The 18293-nt window shown below is 40.8% G+C and carries 16 protein-coding genes and 1 pseudogene; 14 read left to right on the forward strand and 3 right to left on the reverse strand.

Annotated features, from left to right (window positions below):
* Nucleotides 1-24: 24 nt before the first annotated feature.
* Complete coding sequence (locus OSJ91_RS12495; RefSeq protein ID WP_101221898.1) at nucleotides 25-318, forward strand: hypothetical protein; 294 nt, start codon at nucleotides 25-27, stop codon at nucleotides 316-318.
* Between the two features lie 36 nt (nucleotides 319-354).
* Here the strand turns inward: OSJ91_RS12495 and OSJ91_RS12500 are convergent, their stop codons facing one another.
* A complete protein-coding gene (locus tag OSJ91_RS12500; RefSeq protein WP_101221899.1) occupies nucleotides 355-651 on the reverse strand; it encodes a HesB/YadR/YfhF family protein in 297 nt (98 codons plus the stop codon).
* 91 nt (nucleotides 652-742) lie between these two features.
* Between OSJ91_RS12500 and OSJ91_RS12505 the strand changes: the two genes are divergently transcribed.
* Nucleotides 743-1228: an NUDIX hydrolase gene (locus tag OSJ91_RS12505; RefSeq protein ID WP_350302461.1), complete on the forward strand. Its 486-nt coding sequence runs from the start codon at nucleotides 743-745 to the stop codon at nucleotides 1226-1228.
* A 327-nt stretch (nucleotides 1229-1555) separates the two neighbouring features.
* Here OSJ91_RS12505 and OSJ91_RS12510 read toward each other — a convergent pair whose 3' ends face one another.
* Nucleotides 1556-1711: a YycC family protein gene (locus OSJ91_RS12510; protein WP_350302462.1), complete on the reverse strand. Its 156-nt coding sequence runs from the start codon at nucleotides 1709-1711 to the stop codon at nucleotides 1556-1558.
* A gap of 328 nt (nucleotides 1712-2039) precedes the next feature.
* On the opposite strand from OSJ91_RS12510, the pseudogene OSJ91_RS12515 reads away from it, so the two are divergent.
* Together OSJ91_RS12515 and OSJ91_RS12520 are read left to right on the forward strand one after the other, a co-directional pair.
* Nucleotides 2040-2561 (forward strand): annotated as a pseudogene (locus OSJ91_RS12515) (protoglobin domain-containing protein); the annotation flags it as partial.
* 267 nt (nucleotides 2562-2828) lie between these two features.
* Complete coding sequence (locus OSJ91_RS12520) at nucleotides 2829-3326, forward strand: methyl-accepting chemotaxis protein (protein WP_485891885.1); 498 nt, start codon at nucleotides 2829-2831, stop codon at nucleotides 3324-3326.
* 55 nt (nucleotides 3327-3381) lie between these two features.
* Here OSJ91_RS12520 and plsY read toward each other — a convergent pair whose 3' ends face one another.
* Nucleotides 3382-3969 (reverse strand): glycerol-3-phosphate 1-O-acyltransferase PlsY, encoded by a 588-nt coding sequence (gene plsY / locus OSJ91_RS12525; RefSeq protein WP_350302464.1) that lies wholly within the window; start codon nucleotides 3967-3969, stop codon nucleotides 3382-3384.
* 482 nt (nucleotides 3970-4451) lie between these two features.
* Between plsY and OSJ91_RS12530 the strand changes: the two genes are divergently transcribed.
* The 10 genes from OSJ91_RS12530 to OSJ91_RS12575 all read left to right on the forward strand — a co-directional run bounded on the left by OSJ91_RS12530 (nucleotide 4452) and on the right by OSJ91_RS12575 (nucleotide 17451).
* Complete coding sequence (locus OSJ91_RS12530; RefSeq protein ID WP_241588751.1) at nucleotides 4452-4862, forward strand: CoA-binding protein; 411 nt, start codon at nucleotides 4452-4454, stop codon at nucleotides 4860-4862.
* Between the two features lie 388 nt (nucleotides 4863-5250).
* A complete protein-coding gene (gene parE, locus OSJ91_RS12535; protein ID WP_485891886.1) occupies nucleotides 5251-7215 on the forward strand; it encodes a DNA topoisomerase IV subunit B in 1965 nt (654 codons plus the stop codon).
* Entirely contained in the window at nucleotides 7205-9649 is a 2445-nt protein-coding gene (parC, locus tag OSJ91_RS12540; protein WP_485891718.1) for a DNA topoisomerase IV subunit A, read from the forward strand. Before parE ends, parC begins: the two co-directional genes overlap by 11 nt.
* 327 nt (nucleotides 9650-9976) lie before the next feature.
* Complete coding sequence (locus tag OSJ91_RS12545) at nucleotides 9977-11578, forward strand: long-chain-fatty-acid--CoA ligase (protein ID WP_485891719.1); 1602 nt, start codon at nucleotides 9977-9979, stop codon at nucleotides 11576-11578.
* Between the two features lie 39 nt (nucleotides 11579-11617).
* Nucleotides 11618-12769, forward strand: a complete 1152-nt coding sequence (locus OSJ91_RS12550) for an acyl-CoA dehydrogenase family protein (protein ID WP_413017321.1) — start codon at nucleotides 11618-11620, stop codon at nucleotides 12767-12769.
* Between the two features lie 26 nt (nucleotides 12770-12795).
* Entirely contained in the window at nucleotides 12796-13971 is a 1176-nt protein-coding gene (locus tag OSJ91_RS12555; RefSeq protein WP_034312384.1) for an acyl-CoA dehydrogenase family protein, read from the forward strand.
* A 20-nt stretch (nucleotides 13972-13991) separates the two neighbouring features.
* Nucleotides 13992-14756 (forward strand): SDR family oxidoreductase, encoded by a 765-nt coding sequence (locus tag OSJ91_RS12560; RefSeq protein ID WP_413017325.1) that lies wholly within the window; start codon nucleotides 13992-13994, stop codon nucleotides 14754-14756.
* Nucleotides 14757-14774: 18 nt separating this feature from the next.
* A complete protein-coding gene (locus tag OSJ91_RS12565) occupies nucleotides 14775-15227 on the forward strand; it encodes a MaoC family dehydratase N-terminal domain-containing protein (RefSeq protein ID WP_101221909.1) in 453 nt (150 codons plus the stop codon).
* Nucleotides 15224-15625, forward strand: a complete 402-nt coding sequence (locus OSJ91_RS12570) for a MaoC/PaaZ C-terminal domain-containing protein (RefSeq protein ID WP_350302469.1) — start codon at nucleotides 15224-15226, stop codon at nucleotides 15623-15625. Before OSJ91_RS12565 ends, OSJ91_RS12570 begins: the two co-directional genes overlap by 4 nt.
* 128 nt (nucleotides 15626-15753) lie before the next feature.
* The gene (locus OSJ91_RS12575) at nucleotides 15754-17451 is read left to right on the forward strand and encodes a sigma-54 interaction domain-containing protein (protein ID WP_350302470.1); all 1698 of its coding nucleotides are present in this window, start codon (nucleotides 15754-15756) and stop codon (nucleotides 17449-17451) included.
* Nucleotides 17452-18293: the final 842 nt, after the last annotated feature.

Here is an 18293-nt window from a genome sequence, read left to right on the forward strand (position 1 = left end):
TTACAATTATTGAGGTGAACAAAAATGGCTTTTGGAATTAAACGGGTAGATGTAGTAGCCTGGAAGCAGAAAATCGATCAAGGCCAAATAGCTTTTTTAACTCATTATTGGCTGGATGACCGATTTCCCGGTTGCAAGACGGTTACAAAAGTCGGATGCAAAGATTTACGGCGTTTATCGGAGTGGGGTAAGCAATACGGGCTTAAAAAAGAGTGGATTCATCACAGGAAGGATGGCTATTCACATTTCGATCTTTTAGGGGAAAAGCAAGCGGAAATTCTTAGGGCGGAAGATATTAAAGAGCGTCTGCTCGATTGAACAAGAAAAAACAGCGGTTACACCGCTGCTTTATTGTCAAGCGCTCTTTTCATAGTGAAATTCTGGTTCAGTCAGTTTTTCATTAAAAGTAATAAGTAAATCGTGACCATCAAAGTACCATAAATCTTTTTCTTCTACATAAAAATTAATCTCATTCATAGTTGTTGCGGCTGCTGCAGTTTCAGGTTCTTCCTGCATGATACCTAATGAAAAGCCGCTTTGGACGGTACTATGCCCGCCATATCTTACATAAAAGCGCAAATGAGAGCCTTCTTGAAGCCCCAGCTCATCAATATACCACTTAGCTGCTTGATCGGAAATGGTCAGTTTCATACTCATTCTCCTTCCTAGATGTTCGTTATTTAAGTATAAAGTAATTATGAAGTAGATGCGAATAATGTGCGTTCAAGAAAGGATATAACCCATGGATATTATCTATAATATTTGTTTCATAACCCGAAAAAAATTCAACGAAGTCGAAGTGTTGATGCTATTTCGCCAAAAGAATCCCAATAAGCATAAATGGAATGGTATAGGCGGGAAGATAGAACAAGGTGAAACCATCGATGAATCGATGGAACGCGAAATTTTTGAAGAAACTGGATTGAAAGTAAGGGGGATGGCCTTTCGAGGGATCGTGACATGGAATCAAACGGGTGGAATGTATGTTTACAGAGCTGAAGATGCAGGGGGCGGGCTATCTGCCTGTGATGAAGGGGAACTTGCCTGGAAGCCATATCAATGGGTTATGGAGGCAATTGATGTTGTGTCCAACATAAAGTATTACCTAAAAGATATATTACAGGATGAACCACCACAAGAATTTGTCTGTACCTATGAAAATGAACAATTAATATCAGTCAAAAAAAAGCCTTTGCCTGATTGGGCAAAAGAATTGACTTTCAATTGAAAACCGCCCATGTGCGGTTTTTTTGCTTTTTTTGATTCCTAAGCTAAATATCACAAAGTAGCAGAAGAATATTAAGGATTTTGGTATTTTTATGCAAGATACTGAAATTATTTATTGTGACGATTTACGGAAAACGAAATGTTAAAAGGGAGTACGGAAATATCCCGATTTATAAGGCTAGAGTATTTAATTAGTAACTGGCAGGATTCCATAGAGGACCTAAAAGGAAATACTATTATGCGACGAAATTGATTAATCGGTTTCTAATCCGTAAGGTAGTTTCGCACACATATGAGTATCCACAAAAATAGCTGCAGATTCCTGCAGCTATTTTGTATTTCCCTTTTCTTTTTCTTTTGCTTCAGCCTCGGCAAGCTTTCTCAGCAAAACGGGTGTAGGCATATGCATGATTTGCTCTAAAGGCAAGTTTAGTGACTTGGATAACTTTAATGCGGTTTCCGGTGATATTTGCAATGGCTTCATGGCACTTTCTCCTATCGATATTTAATAGCTAGTTCCAGTGTAGCCTCTGTTCTTCAATTATTCAATCCTTACTTGACCATTTATCCACCATACTATTCATTTGATGGGCAGTTAAGGTAAAAGAATTTTAGGTCCTTTTACCTTGACAAAAGACTTGGATTGAGGCCAAAATAAAAATATGTGTAGTCTAAATGAATTATTTATTTGATCTGAATCTAATTATTCTTATTTGAATTGGATACAAAGGCCTATATAGTGTTGGTGGAATATCTTGGATCCGCTTTATCGTGAAATACAAAATCAGGGGGAGTGGGATATGGGGATCTTCATGAAAGCGAAGCCGGAAAAAGCAATCTGGTTTCAAAAAGCAAAAGAAACAGATGGCATATTGGATGTAAGCAGTGAACAGGTGAAACTGCAGGTGACTATCATCGATTTAACTGAATTCGATTTAAAGCTGATCCATGCCTTTAGAGAGGCAATTGAGCCCCAGGTAGAGGGAGTTGTTGATGCCTTTTATCAAACGATTCTGCAGGTTCCTGAATTGAAAGGGATTATTACGTCGCACAGCACAGTGGGAAAATTGAGGAAAACGTTAATTACTCATATGTTATCTTTATTCAATGGTGTGATTGACGATGAGTTTGTTGAATTACGGAATAAGGTGGCTAAGACTCATTATCGTATTGGCCTACAGCCCCTGTGGTATTCATCCGGTTTTCAAAATGTTCAAAATCACTTGCAAAGAATTGTCTTTGATCAAACCAAGAATGAAGAAGAACAGCGGGCATTAATATCAGCGATAGGAAAAATACTCAATCTGGAACAGCAGTTAGTCCTTGAGGCATATGAAGTGGAAAATTTAAATGCTAGGGAAAATCAATATAAAGAAATAAAAGAGGAAGTGAGAAGGAAAATCTCGTTAGTTAGTGAAGAAGTCTTGAATTTAAGTGAAGAAACAGATGCTTCCGTTAAGCAATTGATAGAAAACGGGCAATATATCAAATCGCAGATTGCAACGCGCGCTGAACAATCACTTCGTTCAAAAACAATGGCTGAAGAGGGACAGAATCGCATGCAAATCTTAACGGAAAAGATACAAAACCTTGTTATTTTCATGAAAAATGTTGATGAAAAGATCGTTTTATTAAACCAATCCTTCGTAAGCATTACCGAGTTTGTTAAGCTTGTACAGGGAATGGCCGACCAGACAAATTTACTTTCATTGAACTCAGCCATCGAGGCAGCACGGGCAGGTGAACATGGTAGTGGATTTGCGGTCGTTTCGAATGAGGTCAGGAAACTTGCTGAACAGACTAAAAAATCGATAACTGAAATAGATGCAATCGTACAAACATCAAATGAATATATGAAAGATGTTGTTGATTCAGTCCTAAGGGTCAAGGAAGTCGTTCAAGCAGGCGAGAAGGAATCGGAGTTAACAGAAAATTCCTTCAATGAAATAATCGGAGTCATCAAAGGGAATATAACGGATTCTGCAGAAATGGAAATGACAATTCAGGGATTAGTGTCAATCATCCAGGAAATCGGAAACGCCACTGAAATGGTTTCGAGGCATGCCGGTATCCTGAATAACACGGCAAATGAATTGTAGAATGGAAAATAGGCCCATGCATACGGGCCTATTTTTCACTTGGATATGGTGTGTTTTACAACCACTTTACCTTCGGTTCAGTTTTATCGATAATCCGCTTGATATTTGCGCGATGCCGGTAAAAAATGAAGATCGTTATTAAACTGATTACAATAATGAGCGCCAAATCTTCAATATGAAAAACTAAACTGTAGATGAGAGCAAGTAGACAAGCAATCATGGATGAAAGCGAGACATATTTGGATATGTATAAGGATATAAAGAAGATGATGACGGCAAAGACAAAAAACCATGGTTCATAAGCAAGAATGACACCAGCAGAAGTTGCCACCGCTTTTCCGCCCCGAAAGTTTGCAAAAATGGGAAACATATGACCGATTACCGCAATAACTCCAGCTAACAATAAATGCATGTCCACGCCTAGTATATACGGCAGAAAAGTTGCTAGGGTACCCTTAAGTATATCCATGATAGTAACGGTTAGCCCTGCCTTGACACCAAGTGTCCTGAAGGTATTTGTCCCGCCTAGATTCTTACTGCCATGCTCACGGATGTCGATTTTGTAGAAAGTTTTACCGATTATTAAACCGGAAGGAATCGAGCCGATCAGGTAGGCAGCCAGTATAGTGATAAATGTAAGCATTCTATTACCCTTTCTTTTAAGAAAAATCTTCTTTTTTTATCACGTTCAAGGGACGATTGTTCCCTTTTTCAAAAATAAACGTGTAGAAATAGCCAAAAACAGCCTTAAAATGCCTGTTAAGCTTCTCTTATTGTAACATTTTCGTGACAAAATGGTACGGCTGTCCAAAAAAAAATCCACTAAAAAAATGAATTTTCCTTGATGAACTTACATCTTTTGATATACGTTAAGTTCATGAAGGGTAAAAGGTTTAGCCTTCCTTATTTTCGTAAATATAAAATGAAGGATGCCTCCTTGTATAAATTGTTACAATACGTGGTAGTCTGTATGAACATAAAGGCAGTTAAGTGAGTCATGCCTTTTCGAAACCTATTATTTCTTGTATAATGGTTTTTCTTAATAATGGTAATCCGTAAAATACACTTGTTAAGGAATACTCTTTATTCAAATATTACATTTTATTATAAAGGGGATTGAAAAGAATGATAGAAAATCCAAGCAGAGAAGAAATGGGAAAGATGTTGAAAAATTCGAAGCGCATCGCTGTCGTTGGTTTATCTGATAACCCTGAGCGCACTTCATATATGGTATCGAAGGCTATGCAGGATAGCGGTTATGAAATCATCCCGGTAAACCCTGCTGTATCTGAAGTGCTGGGTGTGAAGGCAGTTAAAGCCCTGAAAGATATTGAAGGGCACGTCGATATCGTCAATGTTTTCCGCCGTTCAGAGTTCCTTCCTGAGATAGCCAAGGAATTTGCTGAAATCGATGCAGATATCTTTTGGGCGCAGCTAGGGGTGGAAAATGAAGAAGCGTATAATTTTTTGAAAGAAAAAGGATATACTGTCATCATGAATCGATGCATAAAAGTCGAACACGCCCTTACTAAGTAAAAATGAAGAGCGGAACTTCCGCTCTTTTTTTAAGGTATCGCTGTATCTCAACCCGGAGATAAACTAAAATGCAGGGAAAATTTAAGCCATTAAAGCTTAATTTGATTAAAATAATAAAAGTATATTTGCCAAATGAAAATTTACCGCTACAATTAGAATGGTAGCTATGATACGTTTTCATGTTCCAATCAAGGTGCTAACGCTAATAAAAGGGACGAAAAAAATAGAACACTTGTTCTTTATTCGTAAAAGTATTATACTTTTTATATGATATTAACGTATGAATGGATTTATTAAGCTAGTGAGTCATTTCATTGCAGTATGATTTGGCCCGGAAATTGTGTTTAGTAAGGAAAGGGGAATTTCTGTGGCAAAGAAAGTAAAAACAATCGAGTACAATGATGATGCAATTCAGGTACTGGAAGGACTCGAAGCGGTCAGAAAACGTCCCGGTATGTATATCGGCAGTACTGATGCACGCGGACTTCATCATTTAGTGTACGAGATTGTAGATAACTCCGTAGATGAGGCTTTAGCTGGATATGGAGACCAAATTAGTGTGAAAATACATAAAGATAACAGTGTAAGTGTGTCTGATAAAGGGCGCGGAATGCCTATTGGCATGCATAAATTAGGTAAACCGACGCCTGAAGTCATTTTGACGATTCTTCATGCTGGAGGTAAATTTGGACAAGGCGGATATAAAACGAGTGGAGGCCTTCATGGAGTCGGTGCTTCGGTCGTTAACGCGTTGTCTGAATGGCTTGTCGTGACGATCAAAAGGGACGGGTTCATTTACGAACAACGGTTTTTCAATGGCGGAAAGCCAGAAACCACACTGGAGAAAATCGGTAAAACCAATCAAGCCGGTACCAAGATCCACTTCAAGCCCGATCCAAAAATATTTTCGGTGACTACTTTTAATTATGAGATCTTATGTGAGCGTCTTCGCGAATCAGCCTTTCTTTTAAAAGGCATGAAGATAGAATTGACGGATGAGCGTAACGACCATAATGAAGTTTTTCACTATGAAAATGGAATTGAAGCGTTTGTCGATTATTTAAATGAAGAAAAAGAGACCCTTCATAGTGTAGTCAGCTTAGAAGGGGAACAAAATGGGATAGAAGTCGAACTCGCCTTTCAATTCAACGATGGCTATTCAGAGAATATTTTAAGCTTTGTCAATAATGTTCGTACAAAAGATGGAGGCACCCATGAGATTGGCGCAAAAACGGCCATGACACGGGCATTTAATGATTATGCCAGAAAGATGGGGCTATTGAAGGAAAAAGATAAAAACCTCGAAGGTACCGATATACGTGAAGGCTTGTCTTCAATCATTTCAGTACGTATCCCTGAAGAACTTCTTCAATTCGAAGGACAAACCAAGAGCAAGCTTGGAACAAGTGAAGCCCGTTCTGCAGTCGATTCCATCGTATCAGAGCACTTAGCCTACTTTTTTGAAGAAGATCCGACCACGAGTACCCTATTGGTTAAAAAAGCGATTAAAGCGTTCCAAGCAAGGGAAGCGGCACGCAAGGCTCGTGAAGACGCAAGAAGCGGGAAGAAACGGAAAAAATCCGATGCCATCCTTTCTGGGAAATTAACACCAGCTCAATCGAAAAATCCCGAACGGAATGAACTGTATCTTGTAGAAGGGGACTCTGCTGGGGGATCCGCTAAACAAGGACGAGATCGCCGTTTCCAAGCAGTTCTTCCATTGCGGGGTAAAGTTATCAATACGGAAAAGGCAAAACTGGCGGATATCTTTAAAAACGAGGAAATAAATACGATCATCCATGCCATCGGCGGAGGTGTCGGGGCGGAATTCAATACGCCGGACACTAACTATGATAAAGTGATCATCATGACTGATGCCGATACGGATGGAGCCCATATCCAAGTGCTGCTGCTGACATTCTTTTATCGCTATATGAAGCCGTTAATAGAGGCAGGAAAGGTTTACATTGCCTTGCCCCCTTTATATAAAGTGAGTAAAGGGACCGGGAAGAAAGAAGTCATTGAATATGCTTGGAGCGACGAGGAGCTTCAGGGAGCGATAGACAAGGTGGGGAAAGGCTATATGATTCAGCGCTATAAAGGGCTGGGTGAGATGAATGCCGATCAATTATGGGATACCACCATGAATCCGGAAACAAGGACATTGATACGTGTGAAGATCGATGATGGGGCACGTGCGGAAAGACGTGTGACAACTTTGATGGGAGATAAGGTTGAACCGCGTCGTAAGTGGATTGAAGCCAATGTCGCTTTTGGTCTCGAAGAGGAATCGAATATTTTAGATAATGAAAATATGTCGATTGAAGAGGAGGTCAATAACGATGGTATTTGAAGAAACGTTTCGGGATTTGCCGCTTGAAGAGGTAATTGGTGACCGCTTCGGGCGTTACAGTAAATATATTATCCAAGATCGGGCACTTCCAGATGCAAGGGACGGTTTAAAACCGGTGCAGCGCAGGATATTGTATGCGATGCATGTAGAAGGAAATACTCAGGAAAAAGGATTCAGAAAATCCGCAAAAACGGTCGGTAATGTAATCGGTAACTATCACCCTCACGGAGATTCATCCGTTTATGAGGCAATGGTTCGGATGAGCCAAGACTGGAAGCTGCGGAAGGTCATGGTCCAAATGCACGGAAACAACGGTAGTATTGATGGTGATCCGCCTGCTGCGATGCGGTATACGGAAGCAAGGCTTTCATCGATAGCCTCCGAGATGCTGCGGGATATTGAAAAAAGGACGGTCGATTTTGTACCGAACTTTGATGATACTTCGGAAGAGCCCATTGTATTGCCTGCGATGTTCCCTAACCTGCTTGTAAATGGCTCTACAGGAATTTCAGCAGGCTATGCCACTGAAATCCCGCCACATCAACTAGGTGAAGTCATTGATGCGGCCATTATGCGAATCGATAAGCCGGAAGCGACTGTCGCTGACTTAATGACGGTCATTAAAGGGCCGGATTTTCCTACTGGCGGTATCATTCAAGGCATTGAAGGCATTCGTAAGGCCTATGAAACAGGTAAAGGGAAAATAATCATTCGCGGGTTGGCGGAAGTGGAAACGATTCGGGGGGGCAAACAGCAAATCGTCATCACTGAAATCCCATATGAAGTCAATAAAGCCAACCTTGTTAAGAAAATGGATGAGTTCCGCCTAGACCGGAAAGTGGAAGGTATCGCCGAAGTAAGAGATGAAACCGACCGTACAGGACTGCGCATTGTCATCGAACTGAAAAAAGAAGCAGATGCAAATGGAGTCCTGCATTATTTATACAAAAATTCCGATCTCCAAATTGCATACAATTTCAATATGGTCGCGATTTATAAAAAACGGCCAACATTGATGAGCCTGCCAAAAATGCTCGATGCATATATCGAACACCGTAAAGAAGTAATCGTGAACCGTTCACGTTATGAATTGCAAAAGGCACATGACCGGGCACATATCGTCGATGGTTTAGTGAAGGCTTTGTCTATATTAGATGAGGTCATCGCTGTCATCCGTGCATCTAAAGACAAACGGAATGCCAAAGATAACCTCATTGCTAAATTCGATTTTACAGAAGCGCAAGCTGAAGCCATTGTCTCCTTGCAGCTATACAGGCTGACAAATACGGATATTACAGCACTTGAAGCAGAGGCAGCGGAATTGAAAAACAAAATTGAGGAATTGACAAAGATTCTTGGCAGTGAAAAAGTTCTTCTTCAAGTAATTAAAAAAGAACTTCGATTCATTAAAAAGGGCTTTGATGACGGACGGCGTTCCAAAATCGAAAAAGAAATTGAAGAAATCAAAATCAATCTTGAAGTCTTGATTGCGAGTGAGGACGTGATGGTGACCGTGACGAAAGAAGGCTATGTAAAACGGACTTCGTTACGATCTTATGCAGCATCAGGCGGTCTTGATTTTGGCATGAAGGATTCCGATCGCCTGCTCCAGAGGTTGGAGATGAATACGACGGATGTCCTGTTGCTATTCACATCCAAAGGGAACTACCTCTATTGTCCAGTTCATCAACTTCCTGATATTCGCTGGAAGGAAACCGGTCAGCATATCGCGAACATCATTCCAATCGACAGGGAAGAACAAATCATAAAAGCGATTCCAATCAAAGAGTTTGCCGTGCCGGAATTCTTAGTGTTCATCACGAAAAATGGTATGGTGAAAAAGACAGAATTAGCTTCCTATAAAGCCCAGCGTCATTCAAAACCGCTGGTTGGTGTCAATTTAAAAGGTGACGATGAACTTGTCGATGTCCATCATACCGATGGACAGGCTGACCTTTTCCTGGTCACCCATAACGGCTATGGTTTATGGTTTGATGAAGAAGAAGTAAGTGTTGTCGGTGTTCGGGCAGCAGGAGTCAAAGGGATTAATTTGAAAGAAGATGATTATGTCATTGGCGGAAAGGTTTTGGCCAAGGATAGTAAAGAATCGATCTTTATCGTTACACAGCGCGGGGCCATAAAGAAAATGAAATTAACCGAGTTTGAAAAAACGAGCCGGGCAAAACGCGGTGTCGTGGTCTTGAGGGAATTGAAATCGAATCCTCATAGGGTCATTGGATTTGATATCATTAACAAAACTGACAGTCTATTCATTCTTTCTGAAAAGGGAACCATTGAAACGATTCATGCCGCTTCATTAAAAAATCATGATCGATATACGAATGGATCATTTGTTTTTGATGAAACGGTCAGTGGAAAAGCGAAAGAATTATGGAAAATATCATTGGAAGATGACTCCGCCATAGAGCAGTGAATCATTTTTTAAAACGGGATGCTGATCTTGATCAGCATCCCGTTTTATTTTTAAAAAAATACCCTTCAAGAAAAAAATCCCCACATGCCCCGCACTACAAGTTGAGTCCTTTTACAAAAGCATCTCTAAATTCAAAAATGACTTATTGAGTCAATTTTAAATCCTAGCATTATGAACCTAATATTATTAAGGGCGCAGCAAATAATTCAATTTTGAATTTTACCATTGATTGAATCAACGTAACATAACGATTTATTTTTGGCACACTCCTTGCATATTGTTTAGTATGACTTCTTTATTTTTTTGAATGAAGAAAGGGGAGGGCCAATGGATAGACCTTGGAAAAAACATATCCCGCAAGGAAATCCAAGCGAGATTGATATTCCTGACATGTCTTTGACAGAACTATTTTATCAATCAGTCGAACAATATTCGGATAAAACAGCGGTTACGTTCATGGAGCAGAGGTATACATATTCAGAGTTGGGGACGTTAGTGAAAAGATGTGCCCGCTTGCTTGCTGCTGAAGGGATTGGAAAGGGAGATCGTGTGGCTCTTATGCTTCCTAATTGTCCACAATATCCAATTGGTTTTTTTGGAACTCTTTTGAATGGAGCCATTGTTGTCCAAGTCAATCCAATGTATAAGGCGAACGAATTAATACATGTCCTGAAAGACTCAGGTGCAAGGCACATCATTGTGCTAGATGATTTAGTGCCGATAGTTGAAGCCGTTATAGCTGAAACCGATGTTGAAAAGGTGTTGAGCGTGTCGCTGAAAAAGGGCAAATGTGAAATGACAAAAAAACTGCTATCAGTAACAGAAGCTGATTTCAGTGTGGAGATTGATCCTGCTAGAGATGTCGCCGTCCTCCAATATACAGGAGGAACGACAGGGCGTTCTAAAGGGGCGATGCTAACCCATCGTAATATCGTTGCCAATACGCTGCAGAGTGCAGCCACTTCAAGAATCAATACTCAAAAGGGTAAGGAAAGGGTACTAGGCGTTTCCCCATTATTTCATGTTTACGGCATGACTTCAGGGATGAACCTGACATTTTATAATGGCGGGGAATTAATTCTTGTATCCAGGTTTGAGGTGAAGGAGATCGTCGATATTATCAATGATCTTAAACCGACTATTTTTCCAGGGGTACCGACGATGTACATTGCTTTATTACAATATTACCAGTCCCATCCATTTGATTTGCATACATTGAAATCTTGCGTTTCGGGTTCTTCACCATTGCCATTGAATGTATTGTCAAGGTTTAACGATCTGAGCGGGACAAAGATTGCAGAAGGCTATGGCCTGTCCGAGGCGTCACCAGTCACGCACCGGAATCCAGTTAGCGGCCTGCAAAAACCCGGAAGTATCGGAATTCCGATACAAAATACGGATGCCGCCATAATTGACAGTATTACAGGAGAGCCTGCCCTCTTGGTTGATACACCAGGTGAATTGGTCATAAAGGGTCCACAGGTAATGAAAGGTTATTGGGGCATGCCTGAAGAGACGCGGCAGACGATTCAAAACGGATGGCTGCATACCGGTGATATTGCCAAGATGGATGAAGATGGCTTCTTTTACATTGTTGGACGGAAGAAAGAAATGATCATAGCAGGCGGATTCAATATATATCCAATTGAAATTGAAGATATATTATACAGCCATCCTAAGGTTCTGGAAGCTGCCGTCTTTGGCGTTCCCGATCAATATCGCGGTGAAACGGTACACGCAGCGGTAGTTCTAAAACCAACTGAAAGAATAACTGAAAACGAATTGAAGGAGTATTGCCGAAAGCAGCTCGCTGCCTTTAAAGTCCCAAAAGCAATCACATTTGAAAGTGAACTTCCGAAGACGGCAGTGGGTAAAATCTTAAAACGCAAACTTCAGGAAAAACATATTGCTTATTCGGATAATATATGAAAGCGTTAACAACCAATTCGCAGATAAAGGGGAATGCAAATGGACTTTCGCTTAGATGAAGACATCCTGCTATTAAAAGAAAATATACGCCAGTTTATTGAAGAGCAAATCGATCCATTTTCCATGCAGATAGAGGATGAAGATCATATCCCGGAATCCATTATAAATTTATCGAAGGAAATCGGGCTATTCGGGCTTAGTATCCCGGAAATGTATGGCGGGCTCGGAATCGGGATGGTGGGAAAATGCGCTTTATATGAGGAAATCGGCAAAACACATAATGGATATACCACTCTGATTGGGGCCCATACCGGCATAGGTACGGTAGGGATAGTCGAAATGGGCAATGAAATGCAAAAGGAAAAGTATCTACCAGATATGGCAAGCGGTAATAGAATTGGCGCTTTTGCTTTAACTGAGCCTGCAGCGGGTTCACATGCTACGAATCTCAAAATGACGGCAGTCAAAAATGGCGATAAATATATACTAAACGGGACTAAGCATTATATAACGAATGCTGATGTAGCAGATATTTTTACAGTTATGGCCGTAACGGACAAAGATAAAGGGGCAAAAGGAATCACCTCATTCATAGTAGAAAAGGATTTTCCGGGTTTTAGAGTTGGTAGCCTGGAAAGGAAGATGGGTCTTCGAGGCTCACATTCGGCCGAATTGGTTTTTGAAGATTGCGAGGTTCCTGCCGAAAACGTACTGGGGGACGTTGGACAAGGGTATGTAAATGCATTGAAGATCCTTGCAAATGGCCGGGCAGGCCTTGCTGCCCGTAATTTAGGGTCCTGTCAGTACTTGCTCGATCTATCTACTAAATATGCCACAGAACGTGAACAATTCAATGTCCCGATCATTGATCATCAAGCAGTATCCCATATGATTGCCGAGATGGCAATGGAAATAGAAGCACTTCGCTCATTCACATACCGGGTTGCATGGATGGTCGATCAGAAAGAAAAAATCATTAAAGAAGCGGCAATGCTAAAGTTGTATGGTTCGGAAGTATATAACCGTGTCGCTGATAAGGCCGTCCAAATTCATGGCGGTATGGGATACATGAAGGATTATCCAGTTGAACGTTTCTATCGGGATGCCCGAATCACTAGAATATATGAAGGCACGTCAGAAATCCAAAAAAATATCATTACCGGACAATTGAAGAGAAAATATCAAAACTAGTCTAATTGGAAAGCGGAGGGGTTAAAATGGATTTACGTCTATCAGATGAACAAAAAATGGTACAAAAAACAATACGCAAGTTCGTGGAAAATGAATTGATACCCTTGGAAAATGAAGTACTTCGCAATGAAATGGCAGGTAAACCTAGTTTGCCAGAGGGGACATTGAAAGATTTACAGGAAAAAGCAAAAAAAGCTGGGTTTTGGGGCATCAATACCCCGGAGGAATATGGCGGGGCAGACCTAGGGCAGCTTATGATGGCAATTGTCTTGATGGAAGTGTCAAAAACGTTTGTACCATTCAGCTTTGGAGGTTCGGCTGATAACATACTTTATTATGCAAATGAAGAACAGAAGCAGAAATATCTGATCCCTACGATTAATGGTGAGAAAAAGTCCTGTTTTGCCATGACGGAGCCGGGAGCTGGGTCCGATACGCGAAATATTAAAATGACGGCAGTAAAAGAAGGGAACGAATGGGTGCTTAACGGTGAAAAAACTTTCATTACCGGAGGAAATGATGCCGATTTTGTCATGGTCATTGCTGTAACAGACAAAGAACGTCATCAAGCAACCGGGACGGAAGGGGTAACCTGTTTCATTGTAGACCGTGATATGGGCTGGAGATCAGAGTATATCAATACGATGGGAGAATGGGGACCGGCCGGATTAGTTTTTGATAATGTTCGGGTACCCGAAGAAAACATCTTAGGGGAAGTGCATGGCGGTTATAAACTAGGCTTGGAATGGATTGGGTTTGCAAGATGGATCGTGGGCGCACGTGCTGTCGGTTCTGCCGAAAGATTGCTGCAAATGGCTATAGAATACGCTAAAGAACGAGTCACATTCGGTAAACCGATCGCGGAGCGCCAGGCCATCCAATGGCAGATAGCTGATTCGGCTGTAGAGATCGAAGCTGCAAGATGGCTTGTATTGAATGCGGCTTTTACACTTGATAATGGAGAAGACAACCGCCATTTAGCTTCAATGGCTAAACTCTATGGAGCCAATATGGGGAATCGGGTCGTTGATCGCGTATTGCAGATTCACGGTGGCATGGGCTATACGAAGGAGCTTCCCATCGAACGTTGGTACCGAGAGGCCAGGCTTTGGAGGATTTATGATGGTACGGATGAAATACAGCGTATGATTATTTCCCGAAATTTGATTAAGGGGCATGTTAAATTAGGACAATTCTTATAATAGATTAGGAGGAAACGATTATGGCAGGGAGATTTTCAGGGAAAACGGCTTTAGTTACAGGTGGAAGCAGGGGGATTGGCCGGGCGATCGTCGAACTATTTGCCAGTGAAGGTGCAAACGTGGCGATTATCGATATCAATGAAGAGGTTTTGACATCAACAGGAAATGAATTAAGGGATAAGGGGTATACCATTTTTACCAAAGTGGCCAATGTGGTCAATTCCGAAGAGGTGGAAGCATCCATAAAGGAAATAGCCGACACATTCGGATCGCTTGATATTCTTGTGAATAATGCTGGGGTCATCCGGGATAATCTACTTTTTAAAATGACCGATTCAGATTGGCAGACGGTAATGGATGTGCATTTAAAAGGTACTTTCAATGCAGTACGTGCCGCCCAGAAGCATATGGTTGCAAATAAATACGGAAGAATCATCAATATATCATCCACTTCGGCGCTCGGGAACCGCGGTCAGGCTAATTATTCAGCTGCTAAAGCCGGGCTTCAGGGTTTAACAAAAACATTGGCGATCGAACTTGGCAAATACGGGATAACGGCTAATTCGGTAGCACCAGGTTTTATCGAAACCGAAATGACGAAAGAAACAGCTAGGCGGGTGGGAGTGAGTTTTGAGCAATTCATCCAGGATAGGGCAAACAGTATTCCTGTTGCCAGAAGCGGTTTGCCAAGTGATATTGCTCATGCTGTTGCATTCTTTGCCGATGAAGCATCCTCATTCATTAGCGGGCAGGTTTTATATGTTGCGGGCGGTCCAAAAAATTAAGGGAAAAGGCGGGATGTTATGTTCAACGAAAGTATTGGAAAACGATCCAACCCCGTTAAAAATATAGTTGAACGGGGAGCCGTTAAAAAATTCGCATTATCGATTGGTGATCCCCACCCGATTTTCATTGATGAAGAAATAGGCAGGCAATCAAGGTACGGTACGAATATCGCTCCACCAACTTTCCCAAGGGTCTTTGATTTCGGGACGATTGAAAGCTTAAATCTCCCGAATAAAGGGTTGATTCACGGTGAGCAGATATATCGCTATAACAGGCCGCTGAAGGTAGGGGAAGAAATCACCTGTTATACGGAAGTGAAAGACTATTACGAGAAAAAAGGAAAACAAGGGGAAATGGGATTTCTAGCCTTTAAAAATTATGGGACGGATGCAAATGGGGAAATTGTCTTCACTGCTGAACAGCTTGTCATTATAAATGAAACGATCAGAAGGATGGTGATGAGTAAGTGACGACATTAACCGAACTTCATATTGGTGACTCGTTACATTCAATCGAGCTTGCACCTGTAACGCGACTGGACCTCATTAAATATGCCGGCGCATCAGGTGATTTCAATCCCATTCATACGATTGATGAGGAAGCAAAAAATGCTGGTCTTCCCGGTATCATCGCGCATGGAATGTGGACGATGGGAAACCTCGCAAAGCTTTTCAGTAATCTTTATGAAATTGGTTTTATCGAAGAATACAAGATTCGTTTCAAAGGTATGGTTTTCTTGGATGATGTCATAACTCTTCAAGCGGATCTAAAAGAAAAAAATGGGGATAGATATTTTTTCAACGTTGCGGCCACTAACCAGTCAGGTAAGGAAGCGATCAGTGGAGAGGTTATTTTTAAGACTTACTGAGGGAAAGTAGTGATGAAAATTATTTCATCACTACTTTTTTTGGAGCGAAATTCGACAATTTTAAAGGAGTTTCGAAAATTATCCAGAATTGTACTTAAAAAGAATTCTTTTTGCGGCGGTGAATAGTAATGAATCAAGTGAAACAGGATTCTCAGATTAATTTGCTCAAAGAGTCGACCTTTCCTGCACTAGTCGTGGATTCTGCAAATCGGATAAAGGATTGGGGCAACTACTTTAATCAATCGTTAAGTCAGGATGGTAATAATACACTAACCGAACAATTCGATGAGTGGCAATTTCTCGATAATAAAAGGCTTGCAGCTGCAAGGCTGCATGATAAGCGGTATATATTTTTATTAATGAAACAAATGGATGCTGACAATATTCTTTATATAGGCAGTGAAACAGAATTTTTGGACGATTTATTGATTGATGCGCATGAAACGGATAAATTGAATCGCGCACTGGATGCCATTATCGAAAATTCCTATGATGGAATATACATCACCGATCAAGATGGAATCACGCTTTATACGAATTCGGCAATCGAACGGATCACTGGCATACCAAAAGAGTATTATATCGGCAAATCGGTGGACCAATTAATTAAACGCGGCATACTGAATGCTTCAGTGACGCATAAGGTAGTGAAGCTGAGACGAACGGTATCAGTCGTACAGGATAATTTTGCTGGAAAGGAAACATTGATTACAGGAAGTCCCGTTTTTAATGCAGAAGGGGAAATAGAGCAAGTCGTTACGAATATAAGGGATTTATCCGATTTAAATGAACTGATGCATGAATTGACGAAAGTTAATGAACTGAATAATCAATATAAGCAGGAAATTGAAAAACTGCGGAAGATAACAAGCAAGGATGGAGTAGTTTTTGTCAGTGATAAAATGAAAATGATTTATGAAATTGCTGAAAGAATATCGGATATTGATGCGACAGTACTCATTCTGGGAGAAACGGGTGTTGGAAAGGATGTCCTTGCCCGCAATATTTATAATCGGAGCATCCGATCTAAAAAAGGAGATTTCATCAAAATAAATTGTGGGGCAATTCCCGCTGATTTATTGGAATCCGAGCTCTTTGGATATGAAGGAGGGGCATTTACCGGAGCCAACCAAAAAGGCAAACCAGGGATGTTTGAGCTGGCAGAGAGTGGGATCTTATTTCTGGATGAAGTCGGTGAGCTTCCCCTGCAACTTCAAGTGAAGCTGCTTCGGGCCCTTCAGGAAAGGGAGATTCAAAGAATCGGTGGTACAAAGCCAAAGAAGATCGATGTTCGCATAATAGCAGCCACGAACCGAAATCTATCGGAAATGGTCAAATCGGGTGAGTTTCGTGAAGACCTCTTTTATAGACTGAATGTCATTCCGATTACGATTCCTCCTCTACGGGAAAGAAGAGAGGATATCTTGGCATTGACTGACTTATTTTTAACAAAAGCAAACGAACAATATAAATTCTCAAAAGAAATAGATTCGCGGTTGAAGGAATATTTTTATCAACATGATTGGCCAGGAAATGTCCGTGAATTGATTAATATAGTGGAAAGGCTCGTCGTGCTGACGGATAATCAAATATTATCGATTAACGACCTTCCGGAAGAATATCAGCCGGAAAATCGAAATCAGCCGAACCTCAATGCTGCCCTAACTTTAAAAGAAGCGGTGGAAAGAGCCGAAAAGGAAATCTTGACGAAAGCGGCTCAAACCTACCAAACTACATATGAAATCGCAGAGGCCCTTGATTCCAGTCAGGCAACAATTGTGAGGAAACTTAAAAAATATCGATTAAAGGTCAGCGGAAAAGAATAGGTGAGTTTGAACAGCACCTCCATTGTTGGACACCATCCAACAGTGGAGGTGCTGTTTTTTTGACTAAAGTTCCTAATTATATTTAAGAGTTTTTGAGGAATAGCTTTATTACCTAATTTTTATGTGTTTTTAGTAAATTATTGGTTTAAAAGTTGTTTTTTTGTGCATTATTACCTGCTATTGCATGAAATGATTGTTGTTGTGAAGGTTATTTTTGGATCCCTTTCATTTTATTTCTTTATTTAATTCTTAGGTTGATTCAGAAATGATTTTTTCAGTCAATAGTGAATGACGGACATCCCGTATGGAATCGTTACTTTTGATTTTTACGATTCAATAATGAATTCACTGACTGGTGAATAGCCTTATTGTCGGTGAGTTAATCTTGGCACGGCACTTGCATTTATATACAGGAAATAATCTACATACAGGAAATTAATCTACGTAATGGTCCTTTAGTGGTGTGGAAGGGGTGAACGAACCAGACGATTACCATGGGTAAACCGTTATTAAAGAGAAGATGGAAACATTGGCTATCCCTACAAACAGCATATGCTTGTCTGCACAATTGTACCGCCTAGATTCATTAGGCAGAAAGAATGAGGACAAAAATCGCAAGGTGCATGTACTGTAATAAGTGGTCATTATAAATGAAAGCGCTAACAACCAACCGAGTGTTATATTCGCTACACCTAAGCTGTATCTGTAGGCGGAGAATATAGGGATATTAAACTTACTGTTCCACCCCGGGAGGTTGAGCCTGTGAGGAAAAAATTGAAAGTGTTATTCATCGTTTAGGTGTGCTTTCAAAATATGGACAGGATGGTGGGCCAGGGAATGAT

The sequence above is a fragment of the Bacillus sp. T-10(2022) genome, assembly GCF_056502895.1.